13 protein-coding genes are annotated in these 19,072 nt (G+C 61.3%); 7 read left to right on the plus strand and 6 right to left on the minus strand.

Features of this window, described 5'->3' with window-relative positions:
* Positions 1-15 precede the first annotated feature (15 nt).
* Positions 16-519, minus strand: a complete 504-nt coding sequence (locus tag ACK83U_RS01140; RefSeq protein ID WP_112608041.1) for an RrF2 family transcriptional regulator — start codon at positions 517-519, stop codon at positions 16-18.
* A 277-nt stretch (positions 520-796) separates the two neighbouring features.
* Between ACK83U_RS01140 and ACK83U_RS01145 the strand changes: the two genes are divergently transcribed.
* Together ACK83U_RS01145 and pdeM are read left to right on the plus strand one after the other, a co-directional pair.
* On the plus strand, positions 797-3,307 hold the full coding sequence (locus tag ACK83U_RS01145; protein WP_112608127.1) for a ligase-associated DNA damage response DEXH box helicase: 2,511 nt from the start codon (positions 797-799) through the stop codon (positions 3,305-3,307).
* Between the two features lie 41 nt (positions 3,308-3,348).
* Positions 3,349-4,086 carry a ligase-associated DNA damage response endonuclease PdeM gene (gene pdeM / locus ACK83U_RS01150; protein ID WP_112608043.1) on the plus strand — a complete coding sequence of 246 codons (738 nt, stop codon included), beginning with the start codon at positions 3,349-3,351 and terminating at the stop codon, positions 4,084-4,086.
* On the opposite strand, the gene ACK83U_RS01155 is transcribed toward pdeM, so the two are convergent.
* A complete protein-coding gene (locus ACK83U_RS01155) occupies positions 4,083-4,643 on the minus strand; it encodes a dihydrofolate reductase family protein (protein ID WP_112608045.1) in 561 nt (186 codons plus the stop codon). The genes pdeM and ACK83U_RS01155 overlap by 4 nt on opposite strands.
* A gap of 111 nt (positions 4,644-4,754) precedes the next feature.
* Between ACK83U_RS01155 and ACK83U_RS01160 the strand changes: the two genes are divergently transcribed.
* Positions 4,755-5,258, plus strand: a complete 504-nt coding sequence (locus tag ACK83U_RS01160; protein WP_112608047.1) for a winged helix-turn-helix transcriptional regulator — start codon at positions 4,755-4,757, stop codon at positions 5,256-5,258.
* Here the strand turns inward: ACK83U_RS01160 and ACK83U_RS01165 are convergent, their stop codons facing one another.
* The 3 genes from ACK83U_RS01165 to ACK83U_RS01175 all read right to left on the minus strand — a co-directional run bounded on the left by ACK83U_RS01165 (position 5,259) and on the right by ACK83U_RS01175 (position 10,962).
* Entirely contained in the window at positions 5,259-6,068 is an 810-nt protein-coding gene (locus ACK83U_RS01165) for a TIGR02186 family protein (RefSeq protein ID WP_112336573.1), read from the minus strand. It abuts the gene before it with no gap.
* Positions 6,065-6,988, minus strand: coding sequence for a sulfite exporter TauE/SafE family protein (locus ACK83U_RS01170; protein WP_112336572.1), 924 nt, complete (start codon positions 6,986-6,988; stop codon positions 6,065-6,067). The genes ACK83U_RS01165 and ACK83U_RS01170 overlap by 4 nt, the downstream gene beginning before the upstream one ends.
* Before the next feature lie 287 nt (positions 6,989-7,275).
* Positions 7,276-10,962, minus strand: coding sequence for a peptidoglycan-binding protein (locus ACK83U_RS01175; protein WP_112608049.1), 3,687 nt, complete (start codon positions 10,960-10,962; stop codon positions 7,276-7,278).
* Positions 10,963-11,442: 480 nt separating this feature from the next.
* Here ACK83U_RS01175 and ACK83U_RS01180 point away from each other — a divergent pair, with 480 nt between their 5' ends.
* The 3 genes from ACK83U_RS01180 to ACK83U_RS01190 all read left to right on the plus strand — a co-directional run bounded on the left by ACK83U_RS01180 (position 11,443) and on the right by ACK83U_RS01190 (position 16,993).
* The gene (locus tag ACK83U_RS01180; protein ID WP_112608053.1) at positions 11,443-13,239 is read left to right on the plus strand and encodes an acyl-CoA dehydrogenase C-terminal domain-containing protein; all 1,797 of its coding nucleotides are present in this window, start codon (positions 11,443-11,445) and stop codon (positions 13,237-13,239) included.
* 321 nt (positions 13,240-13,560) lie between these two features.
* Complete coding sequence (locus tag ACK83U_RS01185) at positions 13,561-14,769, plus strand: acetyl-CoA C-acetyltransferase (protein WP_112608057.1); 1,209 nt, start codon at positions 13,561-13,563, stop codon at positions 14,767-14,769.
* 13 nt (positions 14,770-14,782) lie between these two features.
* Positions 14,783-16,993 carry a 3-hydroxyacyl-CoA dehydrogenase NAD-binding domain-containing protein gene (locus ACK83U_RS01190; RefSeq protein WP_112608059.1) on the plus strand — a complete coding sequence of 737 codons (2,211 nt, stop codon included), beginning with the start codon at positions 14,783-14,785 and terminating at the stop codon, positions 16,991-16,993.
* Positions 16,994-17,098: 105 nt separating this feature from the next.
* On the opposite strand, the gene ACK83U_RS01195 is transcribed toward ACK83U_RS01190, so the two are convergent.
* Positions 17,099-18,310, minus strand: coding sequence for an MFS transporter (locus ACK83U_RS01195; RefSeq protein WP_112608061.1), 1,212 nt, complete (start codon positions 18,308-18,310; stop codon positions 17,099-17,101).
* A 137-nt stretch (positions 18,311-18,447) separates the two neighbouring features.
* Between ACK83U_RS01195 and ACK83U_RS01200 the strand changes: the two genes are divergently transcribed.
* Positions 18,448-19,014 carry a TetR/AcrR family transcriptional regulator gene (locus ACK83U_RS01200; protein ID WP_112608063.1) on the plus strand — a complete coding sequence of 189 codons (567 nt, stop codon included), beginning with the start codon at positions 18,448-18,450 and terminating at the stop codon, positions 19,012-19,014.
* The last annotated feature ends 58 nt before the right edge of the window (positions 19,015-19,072 follow it).

A 19,072-nucleotide genomic window follows, 5' to 3' on the forward strand; every position in this document is an offset into this window, starting at 1 on the left:
GGTTTAAATTGAGGTTCAGTTTCTGGTCTTGCGTTCATGCAGCTCGAGAAAGGTGCAGCCTCTCGCGGCTATGCCACCGTCCGTGTCCGTCTGCCTGAGGTCGGTCAGCACGTCGGCGATCGTTGTCTTTGCCAGTTCGGCCCGATAGACGCGCTCGGCCGCCAGCATGGCGGCATTGATGCCGCAGGGCTTGGCGAAGTAGCGCCCTTCAAGCGGGTTCGGACCGCGCTGGCGGATTTCAGCGCAGCGAAACGCGGGGGCGGGGCCTTCGGCGGCCAGCACGATATCGAGCAGGGTGATCTCCTCCGGCTTGCGCGCCAGCCGGTATCCGCCCTTCGGTCCCGGCACGGTATCGAGGATGCCGGCACCCGAAAGCGCCTGAAGATGCTTCAGAAGATAGCTGACAGAGACACCGTGAAATTCGGCAAGCGCTGCTGCTGACAGCACGCCGCCATCGGAAAGGCCAGCCAGCATGCCGACGCAATGAATGGATTGTTCGACGCCGTCTCCGAGCTTCATTTTCGTGCCTTTCTAATCATGGATATTTTTTATCTATGATTATAGTGGGAGTCAAGCGAGGAATGCGAGAGAATTGTTGTTGGGCGAATGAGCGAGAAATGCCCGGTTATAGCTGCTACTAGAAGAAGGGTTCGTCATCCTCGGGCTTGATCCGAGGATGACGGTGCGTGTGGAAGCCAATGCGCCTAAGCGGCCTTGGTGAAAGAACGCGCGGCCCATCTTGCTCTTCTCCGGCCACCCCGCTTCCTATCCTCCACATTTCAACTACATTCAGCCCGTGGACCAGATCGACGCCGACCGCCTCCTTACCTTGCCCGCCCCCTTCACCCGCTGGTTTGCGGAAAAGGGCTGGCAGCCGCGCGCCCATCAGCTGGAACTGCTGGCCCGCGCTGAGGCCGGCGAAAGCACGCTGCTGATTGCTCCCACAGGCGCCGGCAAGACGCTCGCCGGCTTCCTGCCGTCGCTGACGGACCTCACCCGGCGCGGCAAGATTCCGCCCGGCTCGGCCTTCACCGGCATCCACACGCTCTACATCTCGCCGCTGAAGGCGCTCGCAGTCGATATCGAGCGCAACCTGATGAAGCCCGTTTCGGAAATGGGCCTGCCTGTCACGGTCGAGAACCGCACGGGGGATACACCTGCTGGCAAGCGCCAGCGGCAAAAGCTCAACCCGCCCGATATTCTGCTGACGACGCCCGAGCAGGTGGCGCTGTTGCTCGCCAATCGCGAGGCCGAACGCTTCTTCAAGGATCTGAAATATATCGTCTTTGACGAACTGCATTCGCTCGTCACCTCCAAGCGCGGCCATATGCTGTCGCTCGGCCTTGCCCGCATCCGCAAGCTGGCGCCGCGCGTGCAGACCATCGGCCTTTCGGCGACGGTCGCCGATCCCATGGACTTGCAGAAATGGCTGGTGGCGCAGCGGCCGGGAGAAGAGCGCCATGCGGGCCTCGTCATCGTCGAGGGTGGCGCCAAGCCCGATATCTCGATCCTGTCGACGGAAGAGCGCATCCCCTGGTCAGGCCACTCCGCCAAATATGCCATCCCCGATATCTATCGCGAGCTGAAGGCGCATCGCACGACGCTGCTCTTCGTCAACACGCGCTCTCAGGCCGAAATGCTGTTTCAAGAGCTGTGGTCGGCCAATGACGACAATCTGCCGATCGCCCTGCATCACGGCTCGCTCGATGTCGGCCAGCGCCGGAAAGTGGAAGCGGCCATGGCGGAAAACCGGCTGCGCGCTGTCGTCGCCACCTCCACACTCGATCTCGGCATAGACTGGGGCGACGTCGATCTCGTTATCCATGTCGGTGCGCCGAAAGGCGCAAGCCGCCTTGCCCAGCGCATCGGCCGCGCCAACCACCGCATGGACGAGCCGTCGAAGGCGATCCTGGTGCCGGCCAACCGCTTCGAGGTCATGGAATGCCAGGGAGCACTTGATGCCAACTATATGGGCGCCCAAGACACGCCGCCCATCGGCGCAGGAGCGCTCGACGTTCTCGCCCAGCATGTGCTCGGCATGGCCTGCGCCGAACCCTTCGACATGCTGGAGCTTTACGACGAGGTGCAGAGCGCCGCACCTTATGCTGAGCTTTCCTGGGAGACCTTCGAGCGCATCGTCGATTTCGTCGCCACTGGCGGCTATGCGCTCAGAACCTATGAGCGCTATGCCCGCATCCGCAAGATGGCGGATGGCCGCTGGCGCGTCTCCAATCCGCAGGTCGCGCAGCAGTATCGCTTGAATCTCGGCACGATCGTCGAAGAGGCGATGCTCAATATCCGGCTGGTGAAGCGCAATGCGCTGGGCTCGCTTGGAAGAGGCGGCGCGCCGCTGGGCAAGGTCGAGGAATATTTCGTCGAGCAGCTCTCGCCCGGCGATACCTTCCTCTTTTCCGGCAAGGTGCTGCGCTTCGAGGGCATCCGCGAAAGCGAATGCCTAGCCTCGCAGGCTTTCTCGCTGGACCCAAAAATCCCCTCTTATGCCGGCGGCAAGTTTCCGCTCTCGACCTATCTCGCCGATCAGGTGCGGGCGATGATTGCCGATCCTGACCGGCGGCACCGCCTGCCGGATCAGGTGCGCGACTGGCTGGAAATTCAAAACGAGAAGTCGCTGCTACCGAAGCGCGATGAGTTTCTGATCGAGACTTTCCCGCGCGGCAGCCGCGCCTACATGGTCGCCTATCCTTTCGAGGGAAGGCTGGCGCACCAGACGCTCGGCATGCTGCTTACCCGAAGGCTGGAGCGCGCCGGCGCCAAGCCTATGGGCTTCGTCGCGACCGATTATTCCCTCGGCATCTGGGGGCTGGAGGACATGGGGCTGATGATCGCTACCGGGCGTCTTAGCCTCTCCGACCTCTTCGACGAGGATATGCTCGGCGACGATCTCGAAGCCTGGCTCGACGAATCCTTTCTTTTAAAGCGCACCTTCCGCAATTGTGCCGTGATTGCCGGCTTGATCGAGCGCCGACATCCGGGCAAGGAAAAGACCGGCCGGCAGGTAACGGTTTCCGCGGATCTGATCTATGATGTGCTTCGCAGCCATGAGCCCGATCATATCCTGCTGCAGGCCACAAGGCAGGACGCCGCGACCGGACTTTTGGATATTGGCCGACTTGCGGATATGCTGAAGCGAATCAAGGGCCATATAACCCATCGCGCGCTGGACCATATTTCCCCGCTCGCCGTGCCGGTGATGCTGGAAATCGGCAAGGTGCCGGTGCCGGGCGAGGCGCACGATTCCCTGCTCGCGGAAGCGGCCGATGACCTGATCCGCGAGGCAATGGAATAGGGATGCTGCAAAGCAGACGACGAAGGTAGATTGTTAAAGTGATGAATCGCCTGGCGCTAGCGCGAGATATGAATGCTCAAGGCAACGGCACAGCCAACGGGCTGGGTGTGGAGGCCGTCATTCATGGTGTCGCCGCCGTCTGTGATCCGCTCGGCGCGCTCTATCTGCCAGATGCCTGCATTCTCGTCGTCTCCGACCTGCATTTGGAAAAGGGCGCGGCCTTCGCCCGCCGCGGCATGATGCTGCCGCCATACGATACGCTGGCGACGCTGACCGTTCTTTCCGCCGTCATCTCGCGCTACGATCCGAAACTCGTCGTTTCACTGGGCGACAATTTTCATGATCGCATCGGTTCGCAGCACTTGCCGGACGAGTTTCGCAGCCTGATCGTCAACATGGCCCGCGGTCGCGAATGGATCTGGATCAATGGCAATCATGATCCGGACGGCACGGTCGACCTGCCGGGGCACTCGGTCGACGAGATGCATTGTGGTGGTTTGACCTTCCGTCATGAGCCAAAGGCCGGATTGCAGGCCGGCGAGATCGCTGGCCACCTGCATCCCTCTGCCACCGTTCGGCGTCGGGAGAAATCAGTGCGCCGCCCGTGCTTTGCAACGGATGGCGGCCGCCTGCTGATGCCGGCCTTCGGCGTGATGACCGGCGGTCTCGACCTGCGCCACAAGGCCATGGCTGGCCTCTTCGCGCGGGAAAGCCTGATTGCGCACCTGCTCGGCCGCGACCGCATCTATTCCGTGCGGTTCGGCAATCTCTCGGCCTAGGCCGCGTTCGCCGGCTCATAGCGCAGGATCACCGCGCCGGTCTTCAACGGGCGTGAATCGATGAGCTTCATCGGCCGTTGTTCGGCCGCCGGTTTGAAGTGCGGATTGCCGCTGCCAAGCACGACGGGAACGAGGCAGATCCTGAGCTCATCCACCAGCCCCGCCTTGAGCAATACATCGGCCACTTCAGCACTGCCGAAGACGAACATGGTCTTGCCTGGTTCTTCCTTCAGCTTCTTCACTTCAGCGACAATGTCGCCGACGACGCGGGTATTATTCCAGTCCGCTTTGTCGAGCGTCCGCGAGGCGGCGATCTTGGCGATGCCGTTCATATAGGCGGTAATGTCAGACGTTTCCGTCGCGGTCGGCCAATAGGCGGCCATGCCTTCATAGGTCTTGCGGCCAAAGATCAGCAGATCGCCTTCCTTGCCGAGCTCGGTCGCATAGTGTTCCAGCTCATCGCCCCAGGCGAGCATATGAAAATCGAGGTCCCAGGGCTTGGTTCCCTCGAAATAGCCGTCGAGCGTCATAAGATTCCAGATAACGAGCTTTCTCATCACTTCCTCCGTTGTGATAACTGCCTCATAATCAAAACTGGTTGTTAAAAGCAAGTAGTTGAAAGCTAACTAGACTGATGGCAAAATGCAAGTGGTTTTTTGGAGATCATTATGGACGCGCTGCATCGTTCTGGCTGCCCGATCAATCTGACGCTGGAAATTCTCGGCGACCGCTGGAGCCTGATCGTCATCCGCGACATCATGTTCGGCAATCGCCGGCATTTTCGTGAACTGCTGCAGAAGTCGCAGGAGGGGATTGCTTCCAACATCCTTGCGGACCGGCTGAAGCGGCTGGTGGAGCGCGGCTTGTTGACCCGCGAGGATGATCCGACGCATAAGCAGAAGGCTATCTACAGCCTGACGGAAATGGCGATAGACCTCGTGCCGCTCTTTGCCCATATGGGTGCCTGGGGCCGCAAGCATCTTCCGGTGTCCGAAGAGCTGTCGATCCGGGCGGAGCTCCTGGAGGATGGTGGCCAGAAGCTCTGGGATGATTTCATGGACGAGCTGCGTGCCAAGCATCTCGGCAAGGTGCTGCCTCCGGGCACGCCCTCGGTGCTCGGCCGGTTGACCGAAGCCTATCTCGAAGTCGCCAATCGCCGAAAAACCGGCTGATCAGTTCTTCCGGAAGATGAAACTTGCGCTCCAGCCGGTGACGAGGGCCAGCAGCACGGAAAGAATGCCATAGGTGATCGGCCGCTGATGCGCTGCATCCGTGATCGTCTGCTCTATTCCTGTCTTGATGACCCGCAACGGCAGCGATTTCTCACTCAGGAACTTGCCGCTCTTGAAGAGATAGGCGCGCACCATGTGCACACCGTTCGGCACGTCGGCGGGAACCCTGAGCGTTGCCTTGAAGAGCGAGGAGCTGACGAAGCGCACGCCGGCAGGATCGCTTTCATAGAGCCCACCTGTCTTTTGCAGGCGCCGGAAGGCATTACGGAATTCCGGAACATCGCCGACATTGCCGACGAAGCCGACCGGCGTCAGCGGAATATGATCGACGCCAATACCGCGGTCGCTGAGTTCGAGCGGTGTGGTGATGTTGTCGACCGCGCGCGTGCTGGAGAGCGAATAGGCTTCCGGCACATGCTCGAACGTCATCGAGCGGGTATTGACCCATATGCCGAAGACGCGCTCTTTCCGGCGAACCGTTGCATTCTCGCGCGGCCCCTCCAGCACGACGACAATGTCGTATTGGCCGATGGCCAAAAGCAGCTGGTCGGTATTGGAGAGCGCGCCGAAAATCGTCAGATCGGCGCCGGTGAAGTCCGAGGTAATGGCAATCTCGCTCGTCGACGTGCCGATCTCCATCGTCTCCCGCGCCGTGGTCGAGGTCGTCGGCTGATCGAGCAGCACCTGCGCCTGCGTGGTGAACGGAGCGAGCAGCAATGCGGTAGCAAGAAGCAGTCCGAATCCCCTCATCGGCTCACTCCTTCCATGACGACGGAGTAAACGTCCGCCGGCGTCACCAGGAGAGTAACGACGAGGCGAAGGCCGACGGCCAGGACGAGCAGGCCAAGTAGCGCGCGCAGTTGCTCGCCGCGCAGTTTCTGGCCGACGCGAACGCCGTATTGCGCGCCGATGACGCCCGCCACCATCAAGAGGAAGGCCAGGATGATATCGACGGAATAGTTCGTAGCGGCCTGGACGATTGTCGTGAAGGCCGTCACGAAAATGACCTGGAACAGCGAGGTGCCGACGACGACGTTTGTGGGCACGCGCAGCAGATAGATCATGGCGGGCACGAGGATGAAGCCGCCGCCGATACCCATCGGCGTCAGCATACCGACGAAGAAGCCGAGGCCGATGACCGGAATGGCGCTGAGATAGAGCTTGGATTTCTTGAATCGCAGTTTCAACGGCAGCCGCTGCACCCAGTTGTGATGGCGCGGCTTGCCGGTTGTTGGCGGCAGCTTGCCGGCGGCGCGACGCATGGCCCGCACGCTTTCCCACAGCATCAGCGAGCCCACCGTGCCGAGGAGGATCACGTAGATTAGCGAGATGATCAGGTCGATCTGGCCGAGCCTACGCAACAGCACGAATAGCCAGAGACCGAAGGTCGCCCCCGCCAGACCGCCGGCAAGCAGGATCGAGCCAAGTTTCAGGTCGAGCGAGCCGCGGCGAAAATGGCTGAGTGCGCCCGAGACAGAGGAGGCAACGACCTGATTGGAACCGGTGGCGACGGCAACAACAGGCGGGATATTGTAGAAAATCAGAAGAGGCGTGATGAGAAAACCACCGCCGACACCGAACATGCCGGAAAGAAACCCTACGGCTGCTCCCATGCCGAGAATAATGAAAATATTCACCGACAATTCTGCGATCGGCAGATAGATCGTCACGCCTTGTTCCCATTTGCAGGCTTTTCGGCGCGGTGACCGAAGCCTATTTCCCCTTAAACGGCGGATTCTAATCTGAAATCATTGCCAGAGCCTTAGGAAAGGCCGGGCTGCCACAGTTTTCGAATGGCCGGATTTCACCCTAACTCGGTTTTTTCCACTTTTCTGTGACGCTGTATAGCGGAATAGCCAGCCTCTGCAGAGGATGCGGCGGCGTTTAGCGCCTAAACAAAATGCCGGCGCGCTGGCGCCGGCATGTCGGTAGATCGCTTTCGCACGAAATCCCGGAGCTACTTGTTGCGGGCGAGCAGTTCCTTGACCACTTGATCGGTGACCCGTCCATCCGCCGGCAGGCCGACGGATTTCTGGAAGCTCTTCAGGGCGGCTACCGTCTTGTCACCCATGGCGCCGTCGGGCGAACCGGCATCGAAGCCATTCTTGTTGAGAATGGCCTGAATGTTGCGGATTGCCTTTTTCATGTCGATGGAGGCCGTGTTCACACCCTTGCCGGTAGTCCATTCGTCAGGAATATTTGTGCCATTGGCCTTCGGATCGGCCGGCTGCACTTTCCAGAGGTCGACCTTGGCGCGGGCGCTTTCCAGATCGGCAGGCTTCATGGCGTTGGCGACTTCATCGCGCTTCTGGGCGGCGTCCTTGTCGCCGCTCTTTGCGGCGATAGCAAACCACTTGTAGGATTCCTGCAGGTCCTGTTTCACGCCGTTGCCGCGTGCATAGAGGATCGCAAGGTTGAACTGGCTGTCGGAGACGCCGAGATCGGCGGCGCGGATAAACCAGTTCGCCGCGCTGTTATAATCCTGCGGGCCGGCAGTACCGGAAGCATAGAGAACCGCGAGATTGTGCATGGCGCTGGCGTTGCCCTGATTGGCGGCCTGCTCATAATATTGCTTGGCCTTGACGAGATCTCGATCGACGCCATTGCCCTTCTCATACATGCTGGCGAGGCGGTACTGTGCCGGGGCATAACCTTTGTCGGCCGAAAGCTGATACCAGCTCGCAGCCTGCTTCATATCGGCAGCAACGCCGCGGCCATCCGTGTAGCGCGCGCCGATTTCGAAGAGCGCGACCGGATCGGCCGATTTTGCGGCAGCGACGAGCGATGGCGGCTGGATGCCGTCGGGCACAGCGATATCAGGCGCTGCCGGCGTGGCGGCGGGAGTTGCGGCCGCCGTATTCTCGGTCTGAACGAAGGCAGCGGCCTGCTGTGCAGGTGCGCTGGCGGCAGGTGCCAACTCTTCGCTTGCTGTCTGGTTGCCGTCGAGCGGGGTCGCTGCCGTCAGGTGATCATTTGCTGGCGCAGCGACGGGATCGCTGGCCGTGGGTGCGGGCTGGACTTCCGCCGTCTGCGTCGTGGATACCGAGGATGCGGCAGCCTGATTTGCGGCAGGCTGCTGATTGTTGGCGACCGGGTTCGTATTGGCAGCGACGGTATTGGTCGCGGCGCTATCGGCAGGCGCGACCATCGTCGATACTTGGGCTGGTGTCGGCGCCTTCTGGCCGCGGGTCAGCGTGTTCGCCAGCGGATAGGCCATGATGGCAAGCATGACGGCGCCCAATGCAAGCAGGATCGGCCGGCGGAAGCGCGAGAACGCGCCGCCCTTCTTGGCGTCTTTCCTGGAAGCAGGGGCAGAGCGTTGCGTCTGGTCGACTTCCATGGCAGCGGCCTGCGCGGCGCGGCGGGCGGCTGCGATATAGTCGGCCCGTTCGTTTTCGGTCGGCTGACGCGCGTTTCCGCTGCGCGATGTGTTCTGGCTGGCGCGCACGCGCTCTAGGATCTTCTTGATATCGGGTGCGCCGGAACCCGGCTCCAGCAGTTCGTTGGCCTCTTCGCCGGGCATCACGTCGGCGGGATCAATCGATGGCGCCTGTTCGATGACCGGACGGTCCGGCGGAAAGATCGGCTCGGCCTTTTCCGGTGTAAAGAAACGCTTGCCGAGGCTCGCGAATAGGCTGGACTTGCCGCTCTTCTTCACGGCTGCCTTGATTTCGGCCTTCGTATTGGCGTCGATCGCCTGTGCGACGGCGACTTCGCCGGAGACTAAGGATTCTGCTGGCGCAACCGTGCGGATGATCGGACCTGCCTTCTGCTGCGCCGCCATGGGCGGCTTCAGGCCTGGAGCATCCTCTTCGGCGAAAACGTCGCTTTCGAACGTTGCGGCCGGCATGGCGGGCGCAGGCTTGCGCTGCTCCATATGATCGAGACGGTCGGCGATCTGCAGCAGCGTGTCATGCAGGGCCTCAAAGGTGCGATGCGTCCGCTCGTCGGTGGCGCGGCTGAGGTCCTCGAGATGACGAAGATCGTCCGCAAGAGCCGCCAAAGCCGACATGTCGGCTGCTTGCGACCCGTTCACCATTCCGCCTTCGCGGGAATAGGCCTCGACGACGGTTTCCGCCGCATGGCGGGCCGCTTCGATGATATATTCGTCATTCGTCGCCATATAGTCTTCGAGCGCGCTCATGCGGCGATCGAAATCCGGGGGCAGATGATCCGCAACGGCCCGTGGTTCGGCAGTCAGCAATGTCGAGAGATGGGCGATCTGCTCTTCGAGACTGCGCAGTGCCTGCATATCCGTCGGCGGTGCTGCGGTGCTTGCTTCCAGCCGGGCTGCAATATCGGCGAGGCGGCCCTCAAGCCGGCGCGCCATGCTGTCGTCGAGGCTTGCTGCCGGAGCGGGCGGATGGAAATCGATCTCGTCGATGCGGCGGGCGAGATAATCCAGCCGGTCGGCCAATACGTTGCCGACGGACCCATGTTCCAGCGCATCAATCTTGTGGGAGATGTCGGCGAGATAGGTGACGAGTTCAGGCTGCGGCGCGGCCTTCTGCGCACGTTCCATTAAGTGCGAAAGCTGGTCCAGCCGCTCCTCAAGGCGGGCGACGGCCTTGGCGCTGCCGAGCTCGTCGATGCGCATGGCGAGCGCTTCGAGGCGGCCGGAAAGATCGTCGGCAGGCTGACGCCGGCCGGCAGCATCGCGGCTCATCAGGTCGATCTGGTCGGCAAGACCGCTGAGGCGGCCTTCCAGCCGTTGCATGGCCTGGTCCTGCGGCTGCATCATGGAGCCGAGGCTCTCCATCGCGGTTGCGATCGTCAGCAGCTTGTTTTCCAGCGCATGCACGGCCGGGCTGTCGTTCATGCCGCCGAGATGCTGTTTGATGTCATCGAGGCGGTAGGCAAGGGAGACGAGCTCGTCCTGCAGGCCGGATGTGTCGATCGCCTTCACCTGGCGCTCGACGTGATGCAGGGATTCCTCGCGGGCAAGGCCGTCCATTAGCGAACGCAGCTCGTCGAATTCGGCTTTCAGCCCGGCTGTTTCCGGTTGACCGGCGAGCTGGTTGATGCTGTCGGCAAGCCTGGCCATGTCCTGGCGGACATCGGCGACAAAATGCTTGTCCTCGGCGTTTTCGCGGATATCGCGGATTTCGGCGCGCAGAGCGGTGACTTCGCGGCTCACGCTGTCGGCGATGTCGCGCTTCAGATCCTGGCGGAGGTTGACGAGCGCCTGGGCGATATCGACCGGTGCGTCGGCGGCGGCTGCCCGTATCGGCTGGCGCTGCGCATGGCTGTCGATCGGCCGCCGGGCCGGCTGCGGTTCTGCGTGCGAGATTTCCTCGCGCCGTGGCTGCAGACGTTCGCGGTTTGCCTCCAGCGTGCGCTGGCGTTGACGGATATCGGCAAGCGGATCGGATCGGAGATCGCTCTCATGGCGTTCGTTGCGCAACGGGCGCTCGTAAGCGCGGCTGGCATATTGCTCGCGTTCGGGGCGGGGCGGTATCCGCTCCGAGGCGGCTCGTTCGGGGGCCGGCGCATAGCCCGCGGCGACGCGCTGGCGCGTATCGCGCGCGGCGGCGGTTCCCATCAGCCCTTCGATGCGTGCTTCCAGCCCCTCGATCGTGCGGCTCAAAGCATCCAGCGACGTCCAGTCGCCCGTACCGGTAGGATTTGATCGCGATCCGCTCATATCTTTGCTCGCCTTGAACTATGGACCACCCCGGGCCGTCATGCTGATGGAAGAAGACGTTGCTATATCGCCGCGCTGTCTGCATCCGTCGTTCGGAAAGGGATAAATGTATTGGCTTTCCTCAAACAGAGCGGCAAAGACAGCGCGATTTCCAAGCATAAGTTGAAGAAACCCGAAGCACTGCTGCTCAACTCGTACAATTTACGAAACGTGGTAAACAACTCGTTAAGTTTGTCTGATGTCTTAACCTTTTATTTCGGTTCTGCTGTCCCACGGCCTGATATTCTTGCACGCAGGCGGTGCCCGGTTGCTGAGGGGGAGAGGCGTATCGGCGATATGCGGAATGCTCTTCCTCACCGGCTTCACCAAAATTTCACCGCGAGACACGAATTTGACGTTTACGCAAACGTCAATATTTTGTAAGAGTATGACAGTGGCCGGAATCTAAAGGTCCGGCGGCGAATTGGAGGAATTCGAGAAATGCCAGTCTACAAGGCCCCGGTGAACGATACGCTCTTCGTCCTGAACGATGTGCTCGGGCTGGAGCGCTACAACAATCTTCCCGGTTATGCCGATGCCACGCCCGACATGATCGAGGCGATCGTCGGCGAGGCGGCCAAGCTGTCGGAAGAGGTGCTTTTCCCGCTTAACTATTCCGGCGATCAGGAAGGCTGCGTGCGCCATGACGATGGCACGGTCTCGACTCCGAAGGGTTTCAAGGAGGCCTATCGTGCCTATCGCGAAGGTGGCTGGCTGGGTCTCGCCGTGCCGGAGGAGTTCGGCGGGCAGGGCCTTCCCTACGTGCTGCACTGCGCCGTCGGCGAGTATACCTCGGCCGCCAACATGTCGCTGATGATGTATCCGGGCCTGACCCAGGGCGCGATCGCAGCGATCCTCGTCCATGGCACCGATACGCAGAAGCAGACTTACTTGCCGAAATTGGTCGAGGGCAGCTGGTCTGGCACCATGAACCTCACCGAGCCGCATTGCGGCACCGATCTCGGCCTCTTGCGCACCAAGGCGGTGCCTCAGGCTGATGGCAGCTACAAGATCTCAGGCCAGAAGATCTTCATCTCGGCCGGCGAGCACGACATGACGGACAATATCGTCCATCTCGTCCTTGCTCGCATCGAAGGTGCGCCTGAGGGAACCAAGGGCATCTCGCTTTTTATCGTGCCGAAATTCCTCGTCAAGGAAGACGGTTTGCTTGGCGCGCGCAACCCGGTGTCCTGCGGCGCGATCGAGCACAAGATGGGCATCCACGGCAACGCCACCTGCGTCATGAATTACGACGAGGCCACGGGTTTCCTGATTGGCGCCGAGAACAAGGGCCTCAATGCCATGTTCGTCATGATGAACGAAGCGCGCCTCGGCGTCGGCCTGCAGGGTCTCTCCATCGCCGAGATCGCCTATCAGAATGCCGCCAACTACGCCCGCGAGCGCATTCAGGGCCGCTCGCTCTCCGGCCCGAAGGCGCCGGACAAGAAGGCTGACCCGATCATCGTCCATCCGGATATCCGCCGCTCGCTGATGACGATCCGCGCCTTCAACGAGGCCGGCCGCGCCTTCCTGCTCTGGACGGCGCTGAAGTCCGATATCGCCCATCGCTCCCCGGATGAGAAGGACCGTCAGGCAGCCGACGATATCCTAGGTCTGGCGACGCCGATCCTCAAGGGTGTCCTGACCGACAAGGGCTTCGAGCATGCCGTGATGGCGCAGCAGGTCTTCGGCGGCCACGGCTACATCGAAGAGCATGGCATGAGCCAGTATGTCCGCGATGCCCGCATCACCATGATCTATGAGGGTGCCAACGGCATACAGGCGCTTGATCTCGTCGGCCGCAAGCTGGCGCTGAACGGAGGCCGCGCCGTCATGGCGTTGTTCAAGGAAATCGGCGATTTCTGCGAGGAAAACCGCAACGACGAGCAGATGGCCTTCTTCACCAAGCATCTGAAGAAGGGCTTGAACGACGTGCAGGCCGCGACCATGTGGTTCATGCAGAACGCTATGGCAAAGCCCGACAATGCCGGCGCCGGCTCGACCGATTACATGCACCTCTTCGGCCTCGTCGTCCTCGGCTACATGTGGGCGAAGATGGCCAAGGCGGCTCAAGCAGGCCTTGCGGGCGGCGACAGCGCGCGCGAGGATTATCTGAAGAACAAGCTTGTCACGGCACGGTTCTACATGGAGCGCATCATGCCGGAAACGGCGCTGCGCAAGGCCCGCATCGAAACCGGCGCCGATACGATGATGGAACTGGCGGCGGAAGCCTTTTAATGGACTGAGATGATAATTCTTTGGGGGGAAGATGGCATCGAAAGGTGATTTACAGGATTGGGTGGTCGACGCCCTCCGTTCAAATAAAGGATCTGCATCAATTCTCTACGTTGCCCAACACATATGGGAGAATCACGAGAAGGATCTGGACGGCAGTCCCCTATTTTATTCATGGCAGTACGACATGCGTTGGGCCGCCACGGAACTGCGAAAGAAGGGTGTATTAGTTGCGGCAGATGACGATCGTCGCGGAAAGTGGACCCTAAAATGACCCGCTTGGCGCGGATCGGCGACTTTAACGTCGCATTGAGGAGATGAGACATGACCGAGGTTTTCATTTACGACCACGTGCGCACGCCGCGCGGGCGCGGCAAGAAGGATGGGTCGCTGCATGAAGTGCCCTCCGTGCGCCTTGCCGCCAAGACGCTGGAGGCGATCCGCGATCGCAACGGTCTCGATACCGCAACGGTTGACGACATCATTATGGGCTGCGTCGATCCGGTCATGGAAGCCGGTGCGGTTATCCCGAGGGGTGCCGCCTTCGAGGCCGGCTATTCAACCAAGGCGCCCGGCATGCAGATTTCGCGTTTCTGCGCCTCCGGCCTCGATGCCGTAAATTTTGGTGCGGCGAAGATCGCTCAAGGGGCTGATGATATCGTCATTGCCGGCGGTGTCGAAAGCATGTCGCGTGTCGGCTTGGGCATGTCCGGCGGCGCCTGGTTCATGGACCCCTCGGTCAACTTCCCGGCCTACTTCATGCCACAGGGTGTGTCGGCCGATCTCATTGCCACCAAATACGGCTTCTCGCGCGATGACGTCGATGCCTATGCCGTGGAAAGCCAGAAGCGTGCCGCCCACGCCTGGGAGAAGGGCTATTTCAAAAATTCCGTCATTCCGGTGAAGGATATCAACGGCCTGACAATTCTCGACCGCGACGAGCACATGCGTCCCGGCACCGACATGCAGGCGCTCGCTTCGCTCAATCCGTCCTTCCAGCTCCCGGGCGAAATGGGCGGCTTCGAGGCCGTCGGTATTCAGGCGCATCCGGAAGTCGAACGCATCAATTACGTGCATCACGCCGGCAATTCCTCCGGCATCGTCGATGGTGCTGCCGCCGTGCTGCTCGGCTCCAAGGCGGGCGGTGAGAGCATGGGCTTGAAGCCGCGCGGCCGCATCAAGGCCTTCGCCAATATCGGCTCCGACCCGGCGCTGATGCTGACCGGCCCGGTCGACGTCACCGAAAAGCTTTTGAAGCGCAGCGGCCTGACGCTTGCCGATATCGATCTCTTCGAACTCAACGAAGCCTTCGCCGCCGTCGTGTTGCGCTACATGCAGGCTTTCGACATTCCGCACGACAAGATCAACGTCAATGGCGGAGCCATCGCCATGGGGCATCCGCTGGGGGCTACCGGCGCGATGATCCTCGGCACCGTACTCGACGAGCTGGACCGCCGCGATCTCAACACAGCGCTCGTAACGCTCTGCATTGGCGCCGGCATGGGCACCGCCACGATCATCGAACGCGTCTGAGGAGGGGAAACCAATGGCTTACACAAATTTCACCGTTGAGACCGACGCAGACGGCATCGCGCTTGTCACCTGGGACATGCCCGGCAAGTCCATGAACGTCTTCACCGCCGAGATCCTCGAAGAGCTGAACGCCATCATCGATGCAACGGTTGCCGATGCCGCCGTCAAGGGCGTGGTCTTCACCTCGGGCAAGTCTTCCTTCTCCGGCGGCGCCGATCTCTCGATGATCAAGTCGATGTTTTCCTTCTATCAGGAGGAGAAGGCCAAGGACCCGGCAGCAGCCGCGAAGAAGCTCTTCGATCTCGTCGGCCGCATGACGGGTCTTTTCCGTAAGCTCGAAACCTGCGGCAAGCCCTGGGTTTCGGCCATCAACGGCACCTGCATGGGCGGCGCTTTCGAGCTGTCGCTCGCCTGCCACGGCCGCGTCGCGTCGAGCGCCAAGAGCGTCAAGATCGCACTGCCGGAGGTCAAGGTCGGCATCTTCCCCGGCGCTGGCGGCACCCAGCGCATCGCGCGCCTGACGGATGCGCAATCCGCCCTGCAGATGATGACGACGGGCCAGTCGCTGACGGCAGCACGCGCCAAGGCGATGAACCTCGTGCATCAGGTGGTCGAGCCGGATCAACTGATCCCGGCTGCCAAGCAGATGATCAAGGACGGCCTCAAGCCTGTGGCACCCTGGGATGAAAAGGGCTTCAAGGCACCCGGTGGCGGCATCTGGACGCCTGCCGCAGCTCAGCTCTGGCCGGCAGCGCCCGCCATCCTGCGCCGCGAAACCTCGGGCAATTATCCGGCAGCACTCGCCATCCTCAAATGCGTTTATGAAGGCTTGCAGGTTCCCTTCGATACCGGCCTGAAGATCGAGCAGCGCTACTTTACGCATGTGCTGCGGACCACCGAAGCCTATTCGATGATCCGCTCGCTGTTCATCTCCATGCAGGAACTCGGCAAGGGCGCCCGCCGCCCGGCAGGCCAGCCGAAGACAGAGCTGAAGAAGGTCGGTGTCGTCGGCGCCGGCTTCATGGGTGCGTCCATCGCCTATGTCACGGCCGCCGCGGGCATTCCCGTCACCCTCATCGACCGCGACATCGAGGCTGCAACCAAGGGCAAGGGCGTCGGCGAAGGGCTGGTCAAGGACTCGATCGGTAAGGGAAGGATGACGCAGGATGAGGGCGCGGCCCTTCTATCCCGCATCACACCTTCGGCCGATTACGCCGACCTGAAGGATGCCGATCTCGTCATCGAGGCGGTGTTCGAGGATCGCGAAGTCAAGAAGGCCGTCATCGAGGCCGTCGAAGCCGTGCTACCGGCCGGCGCCGTCTTCGCCTCCAACACCTCGACGCTGCCGATCACGGGCCTTGCCAAGAATTCCAAGCGCCCGGCCGATTTCATCGGCGTCCACTTCTTCTCGCCTGTCGAGAAGATGATGCTGACCGAAGTCATCCTCGGCAAGGAAACGGGCGACCGTGCCATTGCCGTCGCGCTCGACTACGTCGCGGCGATAAAAAAGACGCCGATCGTCGTCAACGACACGCGCGGCTTCTTCGTCAATCGCTGCGTCTTCCGCTACATCCATGAAGCCTATGACATGCTGATTGAGGGCGTACCCGCTGCCATGATCGAGAATGCCGCCAAGATGGCCGGCATGCCCGTCGGGCCTTTGGCGCTCAACGATGAAGTCGCCATCGATCTCTCCTACAAGATCCTGAAGGCGACTGTCGCCGATCTCGGCGAGAAGGCGGTCGACCCGCGTCACATGCAGCTCGTCGCCGGCCTGGTGGAGCGCGAGGGGCGTCTGGGCCGAAAGAACTCCAAGGGGTTTTACGACTATCCGCCGAAGCCGGCGAAGAAGTCGCTATGGCCGGGTCTCAAGGATCTCTATCCGCAAAAGAAGGCCGACAAAGTTGATGTCAACGTGTTGAAGCAGCGCTTCCTCGTGACCATCGCACTGGAAGCTGCCCGCACCATTGAAGAAGGCATCGTCACCGATCCGCGCGAGGCCGATGTCGGCTCCATCCTCGGCTTCGGCTTTGCGCCCTATACCGGCGGCGCGCTGTCCTACATCGACGGCATGGGCGTCAAAGCTTTCGTCGAACTCTGCGAAAAGCTGGCCACCGCCTACGGCCCGCATTTCCAGCCGACGGCGCTACTGAAGGACATGGCCGCGAAGGGCGAGACTTTCTACGGGCGCTTCGATCCTTATGGTGCCAAGCAGGCGGCTTGAGGCAACAAGCCATTGCCGGCGACAAATAAAGGGCCGCTCTTGCCGGGAGCGGCCCTTTTACTGATTGGTTCAGCGTCAGATCAGAGAGATTGCGTAAGATTATGCTTACGCATGGCGTAATGGCTTCTCTTGCCCCGCCCTTAACGCAACGACGCCCCAGCCGATAAGCAGAAGGATCGCCGCCGCATAGATATCGGCGGCTTCGGGAAATCCAAGCGCTTTCGACAGGAAGCCTGCCAGGATGGCGGGGACGCTGAAGGCGAGATAGCTCTGGATGTAGAAGGCCGAAAGCAGCCCGGCGCGTTCGTCGGGCTTGGCCAGCGGCATGATGCTTCTGACCGTGCCGAGAAAAGCTGCCCCGAAGCCCGAGCCGGCAATCAGAGTTCCGAGCGCGAGGATCGACACCTCAGCCGCATGCATGCCGGCGATGATGGTCAGTATGCCGAGGCTCATGGTCGGTATGCCGAACTTCATGATCATGGTGGCGGATCTCCGGCGCAGCAGGAAGACGGCGGCAGCGCCGCTGATCGTCAAGGCTGCGACCACGGAGCCGCCGACCAGTGGCGCTGTGCTGCCGGTCGTCGCGCTGACCAGCGAAGGCACCAGCGACAGATAGAAGCCGGCAAGCGCCCAGACGGCAATATTGATCGGCGTCAGCGCCAGCAGCGTCCGGCGTGCCTGCTTGGGAACGGCGACTTCCGGCTTCAGCGATGCGAATACGCCGGGCCGTCGGCTCGTTGTTTCCGGCACCATCCATAGCAGCGCGGCTTGCAGCGTCAGCAGGGCAAGTGTCACGACATAGACAAGCACGGTCGGAGCCGGCGCGAACTGGATCAGCAGGCTCGTGCCGATCGCGCCGATCGCCATGCCGGCAAGCGGGGCAAGACTGTTGGTGATCGATCCCCTGATCGGATCGAGATCGACAAGGGCGGCGCCGATCGAACTGATGGCAGTGCCCGTCGCAAAGCCCTGCACGATGCGGGCGGCAATCAACCAATCCGGACCTCGAGCCATTAAAAACAGCACTGTGGCCACCATATTGAGGAGGATCGATGTGAAGATCACCGGTCGGCGCCCGAGATGGTCCGAAATCGAGCCAACGATGAGCAGTGCGGCGAGAAGGGAGAAGGCATAAACGGCAAAGATCACCGTAAGCAATACCGGCGAGAAGGCGAAGGCCTGCTGATAAAGGCGGTAGAGGGGCGTCGGTGCGGATGAGGCGGCCAAAAACAAGGCGCTGGTTGCGGCATAATAGAACGGCGCTAGGCGTCTGGCGGCTGAAATCGGAGCGCTGGCGGTGGAATCGAGTTCGGTCATCGACTATATCCTACCTAAAGCTAAAAGATTGCGTTAGGCGGATATAGGATGCCTGGCGTATAAAAGCAAATAATTTGCGTTAGTGGATGCCCTTAGTCATTCGCGATCCGCAAAACGGGAAAAATTGGCAAGGGCTTATGGGCTATCGAGAAAATCCCCGCCCCGGCGGGCGCAGCGCCAGAGTGCAGGCGGCCGTGCATCAATCCGTCCGCGATATGCTGGCAACCATGGATCGCGCCGATGTAACGATCCCCCTGATCGCGCAGCGTGCCAACGTCACGCCGTCGACGATCTACCGCCGCTGGGGCGACCTTCAGGCGCTTTTGGCCGACGTTGCCGCGTCGCACCTGCGGCCGGAGGGCGAGCCGGCGAGGATCGGTAGCGCGCGTGAAGATTTGGCGGCATGGGTCGAACAATATGCCGATGAGATGGCCTCCGGGCTTGGCCGGCAAATGCTGCGCGACGTTCTTGCGGCAGCCGACAGTGCAAACGCGGAGAAATGCGGCACCTATATGCGCTGTCAATTGAGCGTCTTCATCGCACGGGCAGAGGCGTGCGGCGAGCCCTTTCCCACCTTGACGGAACTGATGGATCACGTCATTTCGCCGATCATTTATCGCATCCTCTTCGACCAGGCGCCCGACTCCGACTACGTTCGCGGGCTCGTCACGAAGGTAATGCCGGAGAGTACAGCCAGGACTTGATGCGCGATCGGCGATTGCGAACGACTCACTCGAACTCCCCAAGCACATTCCGTCGCTT

Origin of the sequence: Rhizobium sp. WW22 (genome assembly GCF_047041135.1) — a bacterium.
In the GTDB taxonomy this organism is placed as follows: domain Bacteria; phylum Pseudomonadota; class Alphaproteobacteria; order Rhizobiales; family Rhizobiaceae; genus Rhizobium.

Excerpts from the sequence above, each read along its gene's own strand:
- ACK83U_RS01140 (WP_112608041.1), bottom strand. The coding sequence starts at position 519 with ATGAAGCTCGGAGACGGCGTCGAACAATCCATTCATTGCGTCGGCATG.
- pdeM (WP_112608043.1), top strand. The coding sequence starts at position 3,349 with ATGAATCGCCTGGCGCTAGCGCGAGATATGAATGCTCAAGGCAACGGC.
- ACK83U_RS01155 (WP_112608045.1), bottom strand. The coding sequence starts at position 4,643 with ATGAGAAAGCTCGTTATCTGGAATCTTATGACGCTCGACGGCTATTTC.
- ACK83U_RS01160 (WP_112608047.1), top strand. The coding sequence starts at position 4,755 with ATGGACGCGCTGCATCGTTCTGGCTGCCCGATCAATCTGACGCTGGAA.
- ACK83U_RS01165 (WP_112336573.1), bottom strand. The coding sequence starts at position 6,068 with ATGAGGGGATTCGGACTGCTTCTTGCTACCGCATTGCTGCTCGCTCCG.
- ACK83U_RS01175 (WP_112608049.1), bottom strand. The coding sequence starts at position 10,962 with ATGAGCGGATCGCGATCAAATCCTACCGGTACGGGCGACTGGACGTCG.
- ACK83U_RS01180 (WP_112608053.1), top strand. The coding sequence starts at position 11,443 with ATGCCAGTCTACAAGGCCCCGGTGAACGATACGCTCTTCGTCCTGAAC.
- ACK83U_RS01185 (WP_112608057.1), top strand. The coding sequence starts at position 13,561 with ATGACCGAGGTTTTCATTTACGACCACGTGCGCACGCCGCGCGGGCGC.
- ACK83U_RS01190 (WP_112608059.1), top strand. The coding sequence starts at position 14,783 with ATGGCTTACACAAATTTCACCGTTGAGACCGACGCAGACGGCATCGCG.
- ACK83U_RS01195 (WP_112608061.1), bottom strand. The coding sequence starts at position 18,310 with ATGACCGAACTCGATTCCACCGCCAGCGCTCCGATTTCAGCCGCCAGA.
- ACK83U_RS01200 (WP_112608063.1), top strand. The coding sequence starts at position 18,448 with ATGGGCTATCGAGAAAATCCCCGCCCCGGCGGGCGCAGCGCCAGAGTG.